Genomic DNA, 17153 nt, shown 5'->3' with positions numbered 1-17153 from the left:
CACCGTGACAGGGTCTGGGGTGGAGCCATGACCACACCGCAGGACCTCCGGTCGGCCCTGGCCGCCGACGACGCCTCGACCCGGCTGCGGGCGGCGCTCGCCGCCGGGTCGACCCCCGACCCCGCACTCGCCGGGGTCCTGGTCGAGCGGTGCGCGGCCGAGCCGGACGCCTTCGTCCGCGACATGCTGTCCTGGGCGCTGACCCGGCTCCCGGCTGCCGACGTGCTGCCCCGCCTGCGCATCGAGCTCGGCTCGCCCCGGCCACGGGCGCGGGCACAGGCGCTGCACACGCTGTCGAAGATCGCCGCCCCGTCGACGTGGCCGTGGGTCACCCGCGACCTGCTCCGCGACCCCGAGGACGACGTGGCCCGCACGGCCTGGCGCGCCGCCGTCGTGCTCGCCCCCGCCGGAGAGCGGGCCGCGCTGGCCGGGGAGCTGGCCGGGCAGCTCGGCCGCGGCGACCGCGACGTCCGGCTCAGCCTGAGCCGGGCCCTGGTCGACCTCGGCGACACCGCCGGCGCGGCGCTCGCGCGGGCCTCGGAGGACCCCGACCCGGCGGTCGCCGCGCACGCGCGTGCCACCGTCGCGCTGCGCGCGGACCCGGACGCCGGGTTCGACGCCGCCGTCGCGGAGGCGCAGCGGGTGGTGGCGCTGGGCCCCGGCCGCGGGACGATGGCCGGGTGCTGATCGGGGAGGTGGCGCGGCGCAGCGGGCTCAGCGCCCGGATGCTGCGCCACTACGACGCCGTCGGGCTGGTCCGGCCGACCGGGCGCACCGTCGGCGGCTACCGCGAGTACTCCCCCGCCGACGTCCGCAGGCTCCTCCATGTGGAGGGCCTGCGGACGCTCGGGCTGTCGCTGGCCCAGGTGGGGCGGGCGCTGGCGGACCCGGCGTTCACGCCGTCGGAGCTGGTCGCGGACCTGGTCCGGGCGACCGAGGACCGGTTGACCCGCGACCGGGAGCTGCTCGCGCGGCTGCGCACCGTCGACGCCGCGGAGCCGGGGAGCTGGGACGAGGTGCTCGACGTCGTCGGGCTGCTGCGGGCGCTGGCCTCCCCCGCGGCCGGGCACCGTCAGCAGGCGGCGCTGGCCGCGACGGCCGACGCCCCGCTGCCCCCGGAGCTGCTGGCCCGGACCGCGCTGGCCGAGCCCGACCCGCACGTCGCGGGGGCACTGCGGTGGGCGCTGGCCCGTTCCGGCGACCCGGACGGCACCGCGGCGGCGACGCTCGCCGCCGGCCTGCGGTCCGCCGACGTCGCGGTCCGGCGGCGCGCGGTGGACGCGCTCGCCGAGACCGGCACGGCACCGGAGGCGACCGCGGCACTCGTCGACGCCGTCGACGACCCGGACCCGGAGGTGCACCGGCGCGCCGTGCTGGCCGCGGGCGGGCGCGGGGTGACCGCGACCGTGCCCGCCCTGGTGGCGCTGGTCGTCGCGGGGGTGGACGACGTCGCCGCCGCGGAGGTGCTGGCGGCGCTGTCCGAGGACGACCCCGCCACCTCGGCGCGGGTACTCGACGCGCTCGACGGCGCGCTCGACGGCGCCGATCCGGCCGCACGGATCCGGCTGGCCCAGGCGCTGGTCGAGCAGCCCGGGCCCGGGGCACGGGAGGCGCTGCTCCGGCTCACCCGCGACGACGACCGCGCCGTCGCCCTGGTCGCAACGGCGTTCGCGGGGCGTCCGGGCCGAGCGGCACCGCCGCCACGGCCGGGCCGGTCCACCCGGTCGCTCGGACAGGCCCCACCCCGGGCCCGTCCGTAGACTCCCGCCGTGGCCAGGCGCCTTCGCGACACCCTGAGCGCTCCGGCGCGACCCGTCCTGCGGTACTGGAACGACCTGCCCATGCGCGTGCAGGGGCGCATCACGATCGGGCTGCCGCTCGTCGCGGTGCTGATCTCGGCCGGGCTGGCCCTGACCGGGAACCTGCAGCGCGTCGACATCGAGACCGATATCCAGCGCAAGTTCGAGATGACCGGATCGCTCGGCGAGCTCACCACGCTCATGGTCGACGCCGAGACCGGGGTGCGCGGCTACCAGCTCACCGGGCGCACGGAGTACCTGGAGCCGTTCACCGACGCGTCGGCGGAGCTCCCGGCGGTGCTGGGGCGGCTGGAGACGCTGGCCGCGGCGGAGCCCGGGGAGAAGCCGCGCACGGACAAGCTGGCCCGGATCGCCGAGCTGCGGGACCTGACGTCGAAGCAGATGACCGACCTGGCCCGGCAGCGCGACGTCGTCGCCGCGGGCGGGGACACCGACGGCGAGATCCGGCAGGACCTCGCCTACGGCAAGAACCTCATGGACGGCATCCGCAGTCGCGTCGACCAGATGCGGACCGGTGAGCGGGAGCTGCTCGACGACCGGATCGAGGAGATCAACCAGATCCGCCTCCGCGACTACCTGTCGGTCGGCATCGCGCTCGCGGTCGCCGTGCTGACCCGGTTCCTGGCCTGGTTCCTGCACCGCAACGGCATCCTGCGCCGGGTGGACCGGCTCGCCGACACCGTGCGCGTCATCCGCGAGGGCGGCCCGGTGCCCGAGCCGCCGCCGGTGAAGCGGGACCGGATGGGCGAGCTCGAACGGGAGGTCCACCTGCTCGAACCGGCCGCCCCGGCGCGGCGCGACGACGCCGTTGACGGACGGGTGTGACGCGGGACACGATCAGGCGGCCACCCACTGCCCGAGGAGCCCGCATGAGCACCGACGCCTCCGTACCCACCCGCGCACCCGGCAGGCTCGGGGACCCGGCGACGACGATCGGCGACGACCCGCGGGCCGACCCGCGGATGGTCGCGGTGCTGGAGGGATTCGGGCTGACCGGGCACGCCGACGACGCCCCGATGGACCGCACCGCGGGCCGCCCGGCCCTGCTCGGGTTCGTCGACGCCGTCGAGGAGGGCTTCGAGGGGCTCTTCGCGGCGCTGGCCGCGAGCTGGGCCCCGATGTCCGGCATCGACCGCACGACACGGACCGTGCCCGCCGCCGACGGGCACGAGATCACCCTGCACGTCCATCGACCGACAGGTGTGGACGGGCCGCTGCCGGTCGTCTACCAGGTGCACGGCGGCGGGATGGTCATGCTGGCCGCCGAGGGGCCGCTCTACGTGCGCTGGCGCGACGAGCTGGCCGCCGAGGGCGCCGTCGTCGTGGGGGTCGAGTACCGCAACGGCGGTGGGCGGCTCGGACCGCACCCGTTCCCGGCGGGTCTGGACGACTGCGTCACCGGCCTGCACTGGGTGCACGAACACCTCGCGGAGCTGGGCGGCACGCACGTCGTCGTCACCGGGGACTCCGGCGGGGCGAACCTCGCGCTCGGGCTGGCGGTCCGGGCCGGTCGCGACGGCTGGTCCGGGCGGATCGCCGGGGTCTACGCCCAGTGCCCCTACGTGCTGGGGTCCTGGGACCGGCCGCCCGCGGACCTGGCGTCGCTGTGGGAGAACGACCGCTACTGGCTCAACCGGGAGCTGTTCCCACTGCTCGCCGAGGTCTACGACCCCGGCTCCGCGCACGCCGACGACCCGACCTGCTGGGCCGCGGCCGCAGGCCCCGAGGACCTGCAGGGGCTCCCGCCGCACGTGATCGCGTGCGCGGAGCTGGACCCGCTGCGCGACGAGGGGCTCGCCCACCACCGTCGGCTGCTCGCGGCGGGGGTGCCGTCGGTCGGGCTCGTGTACCCGGGGCTCTGCCACGTCGGGATGATCCTGTTCCGCGACGCGATGCCCGACGTCTACGCGCACGCCGTGCGCGACGTCGTCGGCTTCGCCCGGTCGGTGCGCGGCTGAGCCCGCCGGGTCAGGACACGGCGGGCGGGGCGGCGGGCAGGTCCGGGTCGTCGCCGGTGTCCGGGCGCACCCGGCGGCGGCACCCCAGCACGACCAGGTGTGCGTCGAGGACCCGGGCGAGCAGGACCCGGTCGGCCCGGGCACCCGCGGCCGGGTCGGTCAGCATGTCGGCGACGTCGTGCTCGCTGCCGGTGCCGCCGAGACCCGCGTAGCGGATCCAGACGTCGTAGGCGGACAGCCCGGAGAGCGCGGCCCCGGCCGGGAGCGACACCGTCACGGGTTCCTCGGGCACGACCATCCGCCCCGTCTACCCGGCTCCAGGCGGTTCAGACCCCCGGGCGCCCCTTTCTGTGCGTCGTGTCCGCCTTGTCGGACCGTCCTGGGCCTGGTGCGCATCATGGTGGTCGAGGACGACGACCCCGGGATCAGCTCGGGTCGATCCGCAGGATCCGGTCGTCGTCGCCGTTCGAGGTCGTGACCAGCAGCGGACCGCCGGGCACGGCGTACACCCCGCGCAGCCGGCCGGAGTCCCCGTCGAGCGCCGCCGGGATCTCGACGTCGGAGACCGCGCCGTCGGTGCCCTCCGGGCCGACCCGCATCAGCAGCAGCTTCTGCCCGCGCAGCGCGGCGACGGCGAGCATCCCGTTCCGCTGCCCCCACGCGGCGCCGTCGAGGAACGCGGAGCCGGCCGGCGCCTCGGGCGGGCTGCCGGAGGCCCACACCGCGGGGACGGCGTCGGGGAAGCGGTCCCGGTCGGTCATCGGGACCGACTCGTCGTAGGTGGTCACCGTGCCGCCCTGCGAAGGATCCCAGCCGTAGTTGCCGCCCGGGCGCAGCAGGTTCACCTCGTCGTCGCGGGTGGGGCCGTGCTCGGCGGTGAAGACCCGCCCGGTGCCCGGCTCGACCGCGACGCCCTGCACGTTGCGGTGCCCGGAGGTGTACACGAGCCGCTGGGCCGGGTCGGCGGCGTCGGCGAAGGGATTGCCGGCCGCGGGCCCGCCGGTGGCCGGGTCGACCCGCAGCGTCTTGCCGCCGAGCGAGGTGAGGTCCTGCGGGGTGGCGGGCATCGCCGCGTCGCCGGTCCCGACGACGAGCGCCCCGGTGTCGTCGACGGCGACCCGGCAGCCCGAGTGCCGTCCGCCCGAGGCGATCGGCAGGCCGCCGACCAGCGGGTCCGCGACCCGGGTCGCGGTGGCCCCGTCCGCGGACAGCGTCCAGGTGACCAGCCGGACGTCGACCGGGCTCCCGTTCTCGGCACGGGTCTGGCAGGTGGTGAACCGGTTCGAGGTCGCGAAGTCGGCGTGCACGGCCAGGCCCATCAGCCCGCCCTCGCCGCGGGCGAACACGTCGCCCAGATCGGCGGCGACCGGGGTGACCGCGGTGCCCGGGTCGAGCGAGGCGAGCAGCGACAGGCGCCCGTCCCGCTCGGTGACCAGCGCCCGCCCGTCGGGCAGCACGCCGACGCTCCAGACGTGGGAGAGCCCGTCCGCGACGACGACCGGCGCCAGGTCCCCGGCCGCAGCCGGGGCGTCGGTGGTGGGCGGCGCGGGCGCCGGCTCGGCGGGCGCGGGTGCGGCGGCGCCGCAGCCGGCGGCGACCATCAGGGCGACGGCCGCGGCCGCCGTCCCGGCGCGACGGAGACGGGCGGGCTGCGGGTCACGGGTCACACCGGTCATCCTGGCCGGAACCGGGCACGACGGCAGCACGGGTGTGGTCGCGCAACACACCGGCGGTCACGGCGCGTCGATCCGCACCTCGAGCGACCCGAGGCGCTCGAACCCGAGGTCCGACGGCCCGTCGGCCGGTGTGGCGAGCCGCAGCGCGGGGAACCGCTCGACCAGCGCGTGCAGCGCCACCTCGATCTCCTGACGGGCCAGCGCGGCCCCCAGGCAGTAGTGGGCGCCCTGGCCGAACCCGAGGTGCCCCTCGCCGCGGCCCGGGTCCCGGGTCACGTCGAGCTCGTCGGGCCGGTCGTGCCGACGCGGGTCGAAGTTCGCGGTGACCAGCCCGGCCGTCACCGACTCCCCCGCCGCGATCCGGGTGTCGCCGACGACGACGTCGGTGCTCGCGTACCGGGGCGTGCTCACCGGGACCGCGCCGCAGGTCCGCACGATCTCGTGCACCGCGGTGGGCCACCGCCACGGTTCGGCGCGCAGCGTCGCGAGCTGGTCGGGGCGGGTCAGCAGGGCCAGCGTCGCCCGGGACAGCACGTGCGCGGTCGTCTCGAACCCGGCGACGACCAGGTCGAACAGCAGGACGTCCAGCTCGTCGGCGGTGAGCCGGTCGCCGTCGTCGTGCACCGCGACGAGCACGTCGACCAGGTCGTCGCGCGGGTCGGCCCGCCGGGCCGCGACGAGCTCGTGGATCTGTGCGACGACGGCCCGCGCCACGTCGGGCATCCGCTCCGGGTCGGGTGCGACGAGCAGCGCGGCCAGCTCCCGCCAGAGCCCGCGCTGCTCCACCGGGACGCCGACGAGCTCGCAGATCACCGCGATCGGCAGCGCGCGGAACACCGTGGGCAGCAGGTCGACCGGGCTGCCGTCGGCACCGGCGGCAGCGACGTCGTCGAGCAGCTCGGCGGTGAGCTGCTCCACGCGGGGGCGCAGCGCGGCGACCCGGCGCACGGTGAACGCCCGGGAGACGAGCCGGCGCAGCCGGGCGTGGTCGGCGCCGTCGCGGACGAGCAGGCCCCGGCCGAGGTGGTCGAGCTCCGGCGGCAGCCCGAGCCCCGTCAGGAGCGTGCCCATGACGTCCCCGGCGCCGGGCACCCCGGCGGGGTCGTTGCGGAACCGCGGGTCCAGGAGCAGGGCGTGCACGTCGTCGTGCCGGGTGACGAGCGACGCAGCGACCATCGGCGACTCCGGCATCGCGACGACGGGCCCCTGTTCGCGCAGGCGCCCGAAGGCGGCGACCGGGCAGGTGGTGCGGTCCACGACGTACTCCCTCGACGGCGTCAGCAGGTCCGGTCCATCGGACACCGTGCCGTCGCGGCAGGGTCAAGCCCGCGGCGCCGACCGACCTCCGTGGCGCCACACCCTTGACGATGGCGCCATCGTGCGCCATCGTTGCGCCATGGAGTTGGACGGATATGTCGACCGCCTGCGCACCGAGTTCGCCGCACTGGGCGAGGCCGCTGGCGAGGACACGCGGGCGGCCGCGGAACGGCTGCTCACGCCCCTGACGTCGACGACCCGTCTGGTCCTGCTCGAGGCGCTGGCCGCAGCGGCCGACGAGATCACCCTCGAGCTCGCACCGGGGTCGGTGCACGTGCGGCTGCGCGGCAGCGACCCCGAGTTCGTCGTCACGGCGGGGTCGGCCCCGCCGTCGGCACCCCCGGCGACGACGGAGGCGCCACCCGTGGCGCCATCGCCACCGGCGGGCGCCGACGGCGAGTCCGGACCGGTCGCCCGGATCAACTTCCGGCCGCCGGAGACGCTCAAGACCCGGATCGAGGAGGCCGCCGGGCGGGACGGCCTCAGCGTGAACACCTGGCTGACCCGTGTGGCCGCGGCCGCGCTGGACCACCCCGCCACCGCGCCCGACCGTCCCGACGCCGCCCGCCGCGGCCGCGTCGGCTGGTTCGGCTGAGCCACACGACCTCTGCCACCCACCCCTGACCCACGGCGTCACCGCGACGCCGAGGAGGCGATGCCCCGTGCCCACCTACGACACCCCCGAGCCCGTCACCGCGATCGTCGACCTCGCCATCGGCGAGCTACGGGTGACCGCGTCGGACCGCACCGACACCGTCGTCGAGGTCCGCAGCTCCGACGCCGACCGCGCCCACGCCGACCGGGTCCGGGTCGAGCTGACCGGGCGTGAGCTGCGCATCACCGGCCCGCAGCTCGGGCTGCTGCAGAAGCTCACCCCGCGCACCCCCGGCCGCTCGATCGAGGTGGGGATCGCCCTGCCCGCCGGGTCGGCGCTGACCGCCGCCACCACCCACGGCGGGATCGTCGTCGAGGGCCCGCTCGGGGCCTGCGAGGCTCGCACCCGCTTCGGCGACGTCCGCGTCGACGACGCCGCCTCCGCAGACCTGAGCACCGGCTTCGGTCATGTCCGGATCGGCGGCACCGTCACCGGGGACGCCACGGTCCGCTCCGACCACGGCGGCATGCAGATCCACCGCATCGGCGGCACCGCGACGCTGAGCAGCAAGCACGGCGGCATCCGCGCCGACGAGCTGACCGGCGACGCCGAGCTGACCGGCACACACGGCCCCATCGACGTCGACGAGCTCGGTGCGGGCGCCCGCGTGCGCACCGCCTACGGCGACGTCCGGCTCGGCCGCGTCCACCGCGGCGAGGTGTCGCTGACCAGCACGCACGGCCGGCTGGAGATCGGCGTCGCGCAGGGCAGCGCCGCCTGGCTCGACCTCGACACCACCGGCCGGGTCGGCAACGACCTCGCACCGCGCGAGGCCCCGGACGGCGACGCCGTCGACACCGTCGCCGTGCACGCCCGGTCCCGCGAGGGCGACATCGTCGTCCGCCGCGCCTGACCCCCGCCGGCCGCGATCCCACCCCCGAGCCCGTCCACGAGAGGAACCACCGTGCCCACACCCCCGCCCGCGATCGCCGTCGCCGCCCTGCACAAGTCCTACGGCGACCACGCCGTGCTCCGCGGCATCGACCTCGACGTCCCCGCCGGAACGGTGCTCGCGCTGCTCGGCCCGAACGGCGCCGGCAAGACGACGCTGGTCCGGATCCTGTCCACGCTGCTGCCACCGGACTCCGGACGCATCCGCATCGCCGGGCGCGATCCGGCGACCGACCCCGACGGCGTCCGCGCCGCGATCGGGGTGACCGGCCAGTTCTCGGCCGTTGACGGCCTGCTCACCGGTGCGGAGAACCTGCGGCTGATGGCCGACCTGCACCACCTGCCCCGCGAGGCCGCCCGGGCCCGCACCCGGGAGCTGCTCGACCGCTTCGACCTCGCCGACGCCGCGGACCGGCGCGCCGGGACGTACTCCGGCGGGATGCGCCGCCGCCTCGACCTGGCCATGACCCTCGTCGCCGACCCCGCCGTGCTGTTCCTCGACGAGCCGACCACCGGGCTGGACCCGCGCAGCCGCCGCGACCTGTGGGACGCCGTGCGCGACCTCGTCGGCCGCGGCGTGACCGTGCTGCTGACCACCCAGTACCTGGAGGAGGCCGACCAGCTCGCCGACGACGTCGCCGTCCTGGACGGGGGCCGGCTCGTCGCCCGCGGCACCCCGGCGCAGCTCAAGGCCCGGGTCCCCGGCGGGCACGTGCGCCTGCGCTTCGCCGACGACGACGCCCTCGCCGCCGCCCGCACCGTGCTGCCCGCCGCCGTCGCCGACACCGCCGCGGTGACGCTGCAGCTGCCCGCCGCCGGGGCCCGCGACCTGCGGGACCTGCTGGACCGCCTCGCCGGGACCGGGGTGGAACCCGAGGAGCTGACCACCCACACGCCCGACCTCGACGACGTCTTCCTGGCCCTCACCGGCCACCCGAGCACCCCGGAGGTGGCCGCGTCATGAGCGCCGCCGTCATGGGCACCACCGCCCTCGACCGTCCCCGCCTGCTCACCGACTCGGTGACGATGCTGCGCCGCCGCATCCGGCACCTGCGCCGCTACCCGTCGCTGACGATCATGCTGATCGCCCAGCCGCTGGTGTTCCTGCTGCTGTTCGTGGTCGTCCTGGGCGGCACGATAGGCGCCGGGCTGGGCGGTGACCGCAGCGACTACCTGGCCTTCGTCACCCCCGCGGTGCTGCTGCTGACCGTCGCGAGCGTCGCGATGGGCACCGCCATCGGGGTCGCCACCGACATGACCGAGGGCGTCGTCGCACGGTTCCGGACGATGGCGATCGCCCGGTCCAGCGTGCTCACCGGGCACGTCGCCGGCGCGTTCGTGCAGACCGCGGTGGGTCTGGTCGTCGTGCTCGGGGTGGCGCTGGCGCTCGGGTTCCGCAGCGGTGCCGGGCCGCTCGCCTGGCTGGGCGTCGCCGGGATGCTGGTGCTGCTCACGGTCGCCCTGACCTGGCTGACCGTGGCCCTCGGGCTCGCCGCCGCCAGTGTGGAGACGGCCAGCAACACCCCGATGTTCCTGATGTTGCTGCCGTTCCTGGGCAGCGGGTTCGTGCCGGTGGACTCGATGCCGGCCGGGCTGCGCTGGTTCGCCGCGTACCAGCCGTTCACCCCGGTCATCGACACCCTGCGCGGACTGCTCGGTGCCGGGCCCGGCAGCGGGGCCGGGCTCGGTACCGACGCCGCGCTCGCCGTCGGCTGGTGCGTGGTGATCACCGTCGGGAGCCTGCTGTGGTCGCGGCGGCTCTACGAGACCCGCGCGGCGCGCTGAGCGTCAGCCTTCCGGCGGGCGGTCGACGTGGACGGGCAGGGCGGGCAGCCGCTCGAACCCCAGCCGCGACGGGCCGTCCGCCGGTTCGGCGAGCCGGAGCCCCGGGAAGCGTGTGACCAGCGCCGACAGCACGACCTCGACCTCCTGGCGGGCCAGCGCGGCGCCGAGGCAGTAGTGCGCGCCGTGCCCGAACCCGAGGTGCCCCTCGCCGCGTCCGGGGTCGCGGCGCACGTCCAGCTCGTCGGGCCGGTCGACGACGCGCGGGTCGAAGTTCGCCGGCAGCAGGCCGGGCAGCACCGCGGTCCCGGCGGGCACCGGTGTCCCGGCGATCTCGGTGTCCTCGGCCGCGTAGCGCGGGGCCCCGGCCGGGATCGGGCCGCAGGTGCGGACCAGCTCGTGCACCGCTGTCGGCCACAGCTGCGGGTCCGCCCGCAGCGCGGCGAGCTCGCCCGGGCGGCTGAGCAGTGCGAGGGTGCCCTTGGCCAGCACGTGCGCGGTCGTCTCGAACCCGGCGACGGTCAGGTTCACCGTCATGTCGACGAGCTCCTGCTCCGAGAGCCGGTCGCCGTCCTCGTCGTGCGCCGCGACCAGCCCGGACAGCAGGTCGCCGGCAGGCTCCCGGCGACGGGCCTCGATCAGGTCCCGGACGTGGGCGACCATCCCCCGGGCGACGTCGGGCATCCGCGCGGGGTCGGGCTGGATCAGCAGCCGGGCGAACTCCCGCCAGCGGTCCCGGTCGCCCTCCGGCACGCCGACGAGCTCGCAGATGACCGCGATCGGCACCGGGTAGGCCAGCGCCTCCACCAGGTCGACCGGGGTGCCGTCGGCACCGGCCGCGGCGACGTCGTCGAGCAGGCCGTCGACGATCGCCCCGACGCGGGGGCGCAGCCCGTTCACCCGGCGCACCGTGAACGCCCGCGACACCAGCCGGCGCAGCCGCGCGTGGTCCTCGCCGTCGCGGCCCAGCATCGGACGGCGGAGCAGGTCGAGGTCCTCGGGCAGCCCGATCAGGCCGGTCTGGGCGTTGCGCAGGAAGTTCTCCGCCTCCGGCACCGCGGCGGCGTCGTGCCGGAAGCGGTCGTCGGTGAGCATCGCGCGGACCTCGGCGTGCCGGGTCACCATCAGCCCCTGTTGGGTCGGCCGCCCGGGCACCTCCAGCGGGATCTCGACGGCCGCGGCCACCTCGCGCAGCGCGGAGAAGCCGGCGACCGGGTCCGACGGGTCCACGGTGTCCGGGCCTGCGGTCGTCGCGGTCGGCGCGGCGGTGGTCGTGTCCTCTGCCATGGGCCCAGTCGACACCGTGCCGTCGCGGCATGGTCAAGCCCCGCGATCGGGCGGGTTCGGTCCCGTTCGTCCCGCTCTCCCCGTAGGCTCCGCGCGTGCGCACGGATTCGGCCATGCAACGGACGGTGACCCGGTGAGCGGACTGTTCGCCCTGCTCGACGACGTCGCGGCGCTGGTGCGCCTGACGACGGCCTCCCTCGACGACGTCGCCGGCGCGGCCGGGCGCGCGGGGGCCAAGGCCGCGGGTGTGGTCGTCGACGACGCCGCGGTCACCCCCCGCTACGTGCAGGGGCTCAAGCCCGAACGCGAACTGTCGATCATCTGGCGGATCGCCAGGGGCTCGCTGATCAACAAGATCGTGTTCATCCTGCCGGTCGCGCTGATCCTCTCCCAGTTCGCGCCGTGGCTGCTGACACCGATCCTGATGGTCGGCGGCTGCTACCTGGCCTACGAGGGCGCGGAGAAGCTCTGGGAGTACTTCTCCGGGCACTCCGAGCATCCCGAGGAGCGCGACGAGAAGGTCGCCACCGACCCGGCCGAACACGAGCGGACCGTCGTCTCCGGCGCCGTGCGCACCGACTTCATCCTCTCGGCCGAGATCATGGTCATCGCGCTGAACGAGGTGGCGGCCGAGGGCATCGTGTCCCGGGCGATCATCCTGGCCGTCGTCGCCGTCGCGATCACCGCGCTCGTCTACGGCGCGGTCGCGCTCATCGTGAAGATGGACGACGCCGGCCTGGCCCTGGCGAAGCGCGGCTCCGGCCCCGTCGCGTCGTTCGGGCGCGGGCTGGTGAAGGCCATGCCGATCGTGCTGACGACGCTGTCGGTCGTCGGCGTCGCGGCGATGCTGTGGGTCGGCGGGCACATCCTGCTCGTCGGGATGGACGAGCTGGGCTTCTCCCCGATCTACGACCTGGTGCACCATCTGGAGGTGGCCGTCGCCGACGCGACCGGTGCGCTGGGCGGGTTCCTGGGCTGGCTCACCAACACCGTCGGCTCGGCGATCCTCGGGGTCGTGGTCGGCGCGGTGATCGTCGCCGTGGCGCACCTGGTGCCGAAGCGGAAGAAGAAGAACGACACCGACGACGACGCCGAGGCCGCCGGGACCGCCGGCGCCTGACCCGGGAGGCCGCCGTGAGCCGCATCGAGATGCCGTCCGGCGAGACGATCGACGTGCTGCACAGCGGCGCCCCGGCCTTCGAGTTCGAGGCCGTCGTTCCGCCCGGGGTGGCCGGTCCCCCGCCGCACCGGCACCGGGGCGCCACCGAGTCGTTCACCGTGCTCGAGGGCGTCCTGCGGGTACGGGTCGGGGGCTGGACGAGCCTGCTGCAGCCCGGCGACGGGATCGTGGTGCCGCCCGGCGTCACGCACTCGTTCGGCAACGGGGGCGACGGCCCGGTGCGCGTGCGCACCGTCGAGACCCCCGCCGGGTCCCTGGAGGAGCAGTTCCGGATCCTGGCGACGGCCGGGCGGCTGCCGCCGCTGCGCCGCCTCGCGCGGCTCAACGTCGCCCACGACCTGGACTTCTCCCTCGCCGGGATCCCCGACGCGGTGCAGCGCCCGCTGTGGCGGTTGCTCGCGGCGCTGCCCGGTCCGTCATGATCGGGCGATGGGAGACACCGGCGTCTTCGTGCCCTACGGCGCGACCCACTGGGCCGCGCTGACCGTCGGGGTCCTCGGCGCCGTCGCGCTGGTGGCCCTGGGCCGACGGCTGCGCGGCACCCCCGCCGAGCCGGGCGTCTCGCGGGCGTTCGCCGTCGTGGTCGTCGTGCTGCTGGTGCCGCTGCAGCTGCGGCTGCTGACCCCGCAGACCTTCGACGTGCACATCTCGCTGCCGCTGCAGCTCTCGGACCTGTCCTGGGTCACCGCCGCGGTCGCCCTGTGGACACGGCGCTGGTGGGCGTGCGCGCCGCTGTACTACTGGGGTCTCACGCTGACCCCGCAGGCGCTGCTCACCCCGGCCACCGACTCCCCCGACTTCCCGCACGTCGCGTTCCTGCACTTCTGGGCGCTGCACCTGCTGGTGACCTGGGCCGCGGTGTACCTGACCTGGGGCGCCGGGGTGCGGCCGACCTGGCGCGGGATGGCCGTGACGCTGGCGGCCACGATCGCCTGGGCGGCGGTGGTGCTGCCGTTCAACCTGGCCGCGGGCACCAACTACGGCTTCCTCGCCCACAAGCCGACCAACGCGTCCGCGCTGGACCTGCTGGGCCCGTGGCCGGTCTACCTGGTCGTCGAGTTCGTGCTGGTCGCGGTGGGGTGGGCGGTGATCACGTGGCCGTGGACGCGGCGGCGGGAACGGGAACCGGCCTGACCGGCAGCCGCTCCGCCAGCCCGTCGACGAGGTGGTCGAGCACCGCGCGGACCCGCCGGGGCGGGTCCGCCCCGTGCACCGCCAGCAGGTCCGCCGACGGGGTCGGGATGTCCGCCAGCACATGCACCAGCTCCCCCGACGCGAGCAGCGGCGCGACCTGCCACAGCGAGCGCATCACCAGCCCGCGCCCGGCCCGGCACCACGCCGTCGCGACCTCGCCGTCGTTGCAGGTCATCGCGCCCGTCACGCGGACCCCGGCGGCGTCGGCGTCGGTCCCGAAACGCCAGTGGGCGTAGGCGGTGTCGTTCTCCCGGATCACGATGCAGTCGTGTCCGGCCAGGTCGGCGGGGGTGCGCGGGGCGCCGCGGCGGCCCACGTACGACGGCGCCGCGCACACCACGCGCCGGTTGCGGTGCAGAACCCGGGCGTGCAGCCGCGAGTCGGGCAGCGGTCCGACCCGCACCGCGAAGTCGTAGCCGGACCCGCCGACGGCGACCGGCAGGTGCGACAGCTCCAGGTCGATGCGCAGGTCCGGATTGGCCGCCTCGAACGTGCCGAGCAGCGGCGCGACGTGCGCCCGGCCGAACCCCATCGACGAGTGCACCGCGATCCGCCCGTGCAGCCCCGAGCGACGCCGGCCGATCTCGTCCTCCAGGTCGTCGATCCGGCCCAGCACGTCGCGGGCGCCCTCGGCGTAGCGGCGGCCCTCGTCGGTCAGGGTGAGACGCCGGGTGGACCGGTTGACCAGGCGCACGCCCAGACGTCGTTCCAGGCGGGCGAGCCGCTTGCTGACCGCCGACACCGACACACCCCACTGGCGCGCCACCTCGGTCAGCGTGCCCGCGGCGGCGACCCCGGCGAAGAAGCGCAGGTCGTCGAACTCGGGCAGTTCCACACCCGCTCCTTTCCCCAGCGGAAAGACTGTCCGGCCCGGACGACGGTTCACCGCGTCCGGTTCGCCGATCAGGATAGAAGCAACCGAGTCGAGGAGGACACGACATGACCGCGCACCGCATCGCCGTCATCCCGGGCGACGGGATCGGCAAGGAGGTCGTCCCGGAGGGCGTCCGCGTGCTGACCGCGGCCGCGGAGCGGTTCGGGATCGGGCTGGAGTTCACCGAGTTCGGCTTCGCCAGCGCCGACCACTGGCTCGAGCACGGCACGATGCTGCCCGAGGACTGGTTCGAGCAGCTGCGCGGCTTCGACGCGCTGTTCTTCGGCGCCGTCGGGTGGCCCGAGGTGCTGCCCGACCACGTGTCGCTGTGGGGCAGCCTGCTGCAGTTCCGCCGCCGCTTCGACCAGTACGTCAACCTGCGCCCGGCCCGGCTGCTGCCCGGCGTCGCGTCGCCGCTGGCCGGCCGGTCCCCCGGCGACGTCGACATGCTGATCGTCCGGGAGAACACCGAGGGCGAGTACTCGTCGGTGGGCGGGCGGATGTTCTCCGGCACCGACCGCGAGATCGTGATCCAGGAGACCGTCATGACGCGCACCGGCGTCGACCGGATCCTGCGCTACGCCTTCGAGCTCGCGCGGCGGCACCCGAACCGGCACCTGACCTCGGCGACGAAGTCCAACGGCATCGCGATCACCATGCCGTACTGGGACGAGCGGGTCGCGGCGATGGCGGCGCAGTACCCCGACGTCGACGTCGACTCCTCCCACATCGACATCCTGGCGGCGCGGTTCGTGATGAGCCCGGAGCGGTTCGACGTCGTGGTCGCCAGCAACCTGTTCGGCGACATCCTGTCCGACCTCGGGCCGGCCTGCACCGGGACGATCGGCATCGCGCCGAGCGCGAACATCAACCCGGAGCGGGAGTTCCCGAGCCTGTTCGAACCGGTGCACGGGTCCGCACCGGACATCGCCGGGAAGGGCGTCGCGAACCCGGTCGGCCAGATCTGGTGCGGGTCGATGATGCTGGAGCACCTCGGCGAGCACGAGGCCGCGGCGGCCGTGCTGGCCGCGGTCGAGGACGTCGTCGGGCGGGGCGGCGCGACCGTCACCCCGGACCTGGGCGGCACCGCGACGACCGCCGAGCTGGGCGCGGCGATCGCCGAGGTCGTGCGGGGATGAGCCCGTCCGGACCCGGCCGGCGGGCCCCGGCGGCCGGGCGTCGCGGCTCAGCCCGCGAGGAGTGCGACCAGGCGACGGGCCGCGTCGGGCGGGAGCCTGCGACGGCCGCGCAGGTGCCGGAACACCGGCGCGAGCACCGGATCGGCCAGCAGCTCGGCCCGCGGCACCGGCCGTCCGACCGGCACGACGACGCCCGCCGCGTGCCGTCCGCCGGGGTGCGGCTCGGCGGGGCCGGTGAACGCGAACAGCGCGGCGACGCCCCCGTCCGGCCCGGTGCGGTACACCACGGCCCGGTCGCCCGGCGCGGTCCCGGCCAGGCAGCAGGGCTCCGGAGGCGGGTCGGCGACCTCGCCGGCGTCCCAGAGCAGGACGGTGTCCGGCAGCGCGGCGTCGGGTCGCACGGGGTCGGTCGGCACGGGGTCGGTCGGCACGGGGTCCGGCGGCGGCATGCCGCCCGTCCTACCCCAGCCCACGGGGGTCCGGCACGATGAGCCCGCGGACCCTGCTGCCCGCCCCGTTCACCGCCCGCACGGTCGACGCGGCGGGGACGGCGGTGCACACCGTGACCGGCGGATCCGGGCCGCCACTGCTGCTCCTGCACGGCTACCCGCAGACCCACGCGATCTGGCACCGGGTCGCGCCGGTGCTCGCCGACCGGTTCACCGTCGTCGCGACCGACCTGCGCGGTTACGGCGACAGCGCCAAGCCGCCCCCGGGCCCGGACGACGCCGCCTACGCCAAGCGCGCCATGGCCGCCGACCAGCTCGCCGTCATGCGGGAGCTGGGGTTCGACCGGTTCGCCGTCGCCGGGCACGACCGCGGCGGCCGGGTCGCGCACCGGCTGGCCCTCGACGCACCGGACGCGGTGTCGGCGCTGGCGGTGCTCGACATCGTCCCGACCCGGCACGCGTTCGACACCGCCGACGCCGGCTTCGGGCTGGGCTACTGGCACTGGTTCTTCCTCACCGCCCCGGCCGGGATCCCGGAGCGGCTCATCGGGGGCGACCCGGAGTTCTGGGTCACCGCCCGGATGCGGTCGCGCCACCACGGCGGCACCCCGTTCGACGACCGCGCCGTCGCCGAGTACGTCCGCTGCTTCGCCGACCCGGCCGCGATCGCCGCGTCGTGCGCCGACTACCGCGCCGCGGCCGGGATCGACCGCGTCCACGACGGCGCGGACGCCGGCCGACGGGTGACCGCGCCGCTGCTGGCGCTGTGGGGCGCGCACTCCTTCGTCGGGCGGTCCTACGACGTCCCCGCGGTGTGGGACGGCTACGCCACGGACGTGCACGGGACGGCCCTGGACGCCGACCACTACCTGCCCGAGGAGCGCCCCGAGGAGGTGGCGCGGGAGCTGACCGCGTTCCTGACGGGGTGATG

The 17153-nt window shown here is 75.9% G+C and carries 19 protein-coding genes; 13 read left to right on the top strand and 6 right to left on the bottom strand.

From position 1 onward, the window contains the following. Positions 1–27 precede the first annotated feature (27 nt). The 4 genes from ATL51_RS19760 to ATL51_RS19745 are packed head-to-tail and all read left to right on the top strand — an operon-like array spanning position 28 to position 3778. Positions 28–687 carry a HEAT repeat domain-containing protein gene (locus tag ATL51_RS19760; RefSeq protein WP_100879525.1) on the top strand — a complete coding sequence of 220 codons (660 nt, stop codon included), beginning with the start codon at positions 28–30 and terminating at the stop codon, positions 685–687. After that, positions 681–1760, top strand: coding sequence for a MerR family transcriptional regulator (locus tag ATL51_RS19755; protein WP_100879524.1), 1080 nt, complete (start codon positions 681–683; stop codon positions 1758–1760). Before ATL51_RS19760 ends, ATL51_RS19755 begins: the two co-directional genes overlap by 7 nt. 9 nt (positions 1761–1769) lie before the next feature. Continuing rightward, on the top strand, positions 1770–2645 hold the full coding sequence (locus ATL51_RS19750) for a CHASE3 domain-containing protein (protein ID WP_157818454.1): 876 nt from the start codon (positions 1770–1772) through the stop codon (positions 2643–2645). 44 nt (positions 2646–2689) lie between these two features. After that, the gene (locus ATL51_RS19745; RefSeq protein ID WP_100879522.1) at positions 2690–3778 is read left to right on the top strand and encodes an alpha/beta hydrolase fold domain-containing protein; all 1089 of its coding nucleotides are present in this window, start codon (positions 2690–2692) and stop codon (positions 3776–3778) included. Between the two features lie 10 nt (positions 3779–3788). Here ATL51_RS19745 and ATL51_RS19740 read toward each other — a convergent pair whose 3' ends face one another. The 3 genes from ATL51_RS19740 to ATL51_RS19730 all read right to left on the bottom strand — a co-directional run bounded on the left by ATL51_RS19740 (position 3789) and on the right by ATL51_RS19730 (position 6711). Then, on the bottom strand, positions 3789–4070 hold the full coding sequence (locus ATL51_RS19740; RefSeq protein WP_157818453.1) for a hypothetical protein: 282 nt from the start codon (positions 4068–4070) through the stop codon (positions 3789–3791). A gap of 133 nt (positions 4071–4203) precedes the next feature. Then, positions 4204–5454, bottom strand: a complete 1251-nt coding sequence (locus tag ATL51_RS19735) for a PQQ-dependent sugar dehydrogenase (RefSeq protein ID WP_100879520.1) — start codon at positions 5452–5454, stop codon at positions 4204–4206. A 57-nt stretch (positions 5455–5511) separates the two neighbouring features. Further along, positions 5512–6711: a cytochrome P450 family protein gene (locus ATL51_RS19730; protein ID WP_100879519.1), complete on the bottom strand. Its 1200-nt coding sequence runs from the start codon at positions 6709–6711 to the stop codon at positions 5512–5514. 139 nt (positions 6712–6850) lie between these two features. On the opposite strand from ATL51_RS19730, the gene ATL51_RS19725 reads away from it, so the two are divergent. The 4 genes from ATL51_RS19725 (at position 6851) to ATL51_RS19710 (ending at position 10102) form a co-directional block, all read left to right on the top strand. Continuing rightward, positions 6851–7366 carry a hypothetical protein gene (locus ATL51_RS19725; protein ID WP_100879518.1) on the top strand — a complete coding sequence of 172 codons (516 nt, stop codon included), beginning with the start codon at positions 6851–6853 and terminating at the stop codon, positions 7364–7366. A 67-nt stretch (positions 7367–7433) separates the two neighbouring features. After that, positions 7434–8279, top strand: a complete 846-nt coding sequence (locus ATL51_RS19720; RefSeq protein WP_157818452.1) for a DUF4097 family beta strand repeat-containing protein — start codon at positions 7434–7436, stop codon at positions 8277–8279. 51 nt (positions 8280–8330) lie between these two features. After that, positions 8331–9281, top strand: a complete 951-nt coding sequence (locus tag ATL51_RS19715; RefSeq protein ID WP_100879516.1) for an ABC transporter ATP-binding protein — start codon at positions 8331–8333, stop codon at positions 9279–9281. Continuing rightward, the gene (locus ATL51_RS19710; RefSeq protein ID WP_301549100.1) at positions 9278–10102 is read left to right on the top strand and encodes an ABC transporter permease; all 825 of its coding nucleotides are present in this window, start codon (positions 9278–9280) and stop codon (positions 10100–10102) included. Before ATL51_RS19715 ends, ATL51_RS19710 begins: the two co-directional genes overlap by 4 nt. Positions 10103–10105: 3 nt before the next feature. Here the strand turns inward: ATL51_RS19710 and ATL51_RS19705 are convergent, their stop codons facing one another. Then, positions 10106–11386 carry a cytochrome P450 family protein gene (locus ATL51_RS19705; protein ID WP_100879515.1) on the bottom strand — a complete coding sequence of 427 codons (1281 nt, stop codon included), beginning with the start codon at positions 11384–11386 and terminating at the stop codon, positions 10106–10108. A gap of 133 nt (positions 11387–11519) precedes the next feature. Here ATL51_RS19705 and ATL51_RS19700 point away from each other — a divergent pair, with 133 nt between their 5' ends. The 3 genes from ATL51_RS19700 to ATL51_RS19690 are packed head-to-tail and all read left to right on the top strand — an operon-like array spanning position 11520 to position 13700. After that, positions 11520–12506 (top strand): DUF808 domain-containing protein, encoded by a 987-nt coding sequence (locus ATL51_RS19700; protein ID WP_208623036.1) that lies wholly within the window; start codon positions 11520–11522, stop codon positions 12504–12506. 14 nt (positions 12507–12520) lie between these two features. Next, positions 12521–12988, top strand: coding sequence for a cupin domain-containing protein (locus ATL51_RS19695; protein WP_100879513.1), 468 nt, complete (start codon positions 12521–12523; stop codon positions 12986–12988). A 7-nt stretch (positions 12989–12995) separates the two neighbouring features. Beyond that, positions 12996–13700, top strand: coding sequence for a YwaF family protein (locus tag ATL51_RS19690; protein WP_100879512.1), 705 nt, complete (start codon positions 12996–12998; stop codon positions 13698–13700). On the opposite strand, the gene ATL51_RS19685 is transcribed toward ATL51_RS19690, so the two are convergent. Further along, positions 13657–14595: a LysR family transcriptional regulator gene (locus ATL51_RS19685; protein ID WP_100879511.1), complete on the bottom strand. Its 939-nt coding sequence runs from the start codon at positions 14593–14595 to the stop codon at positions 13657–13659. The two genes, ATL51_RS19690 and ATL51_RS19685, sit on opposite strands and share 44 nt — an antisense overlap. Before the next feature lie 104 nt (positions 14596–14699). Between ATL51_RS19685 and ATL51_RS19680 the strand changes: the two genes are divergently transcribed. Next, positions 14700–15773, top strand: coding sequence for a tartrate dehydrogenase (locus tag ATL51_RS19680; RefSeq protein WP_100879510.1), 1074 nt, complete (start codon positions 14700–14702; stop codon positions 15771–15773). Between the two features lie 47 nt (positions 15774–15820). Here ATL51_RS19680 and ATL51_RS19675 read toward each other — a convergent pair whose 3' ends face one another. After that, positions 15821–16222: a hypothetical protein gene (locus ATL51_RS19675; RefSeq protein ID WP_100879509.1), complete on the bottom strand. Its 402-nt coding sequence runs from the start codon at positions 16220–16222 to the stop codon at positions 15821–15823. A 38-nt stretch (positions 16223–16260) separates the two neighbouring features. Between ATL51_RS19675 and ATL51_RS19670 the strand changes: the two genes are divergently transcribed. Then, positions 16261–17151, top strand: coding sequence for an alpha/beta fold hydrolase (locus ATL51_RS19670; RefSeq protein WP_100879508.1), 891 nt, complete (start codon positions 16261–16263; stop codon positions 17149–17151). Positions 17152–17153 lie beyond the last annotated feature (2 nt).

Source organism: Pseudonocardia alni, assembly GCF_002813375.1.
In the GTDB taxonomy this organism is placed as follows: Bacteria; Actinomycetota; Actinomycetes; order Mycobacteriales; family Pseudonocardiaceae; genus Pseudonocardia; species Pseudonocardia alni.
The sequence above is the reverse complement of the archived record's forward strand: the minus strand, read 5'-3'. Positions and strand labels throughout refer to the sequence as shown.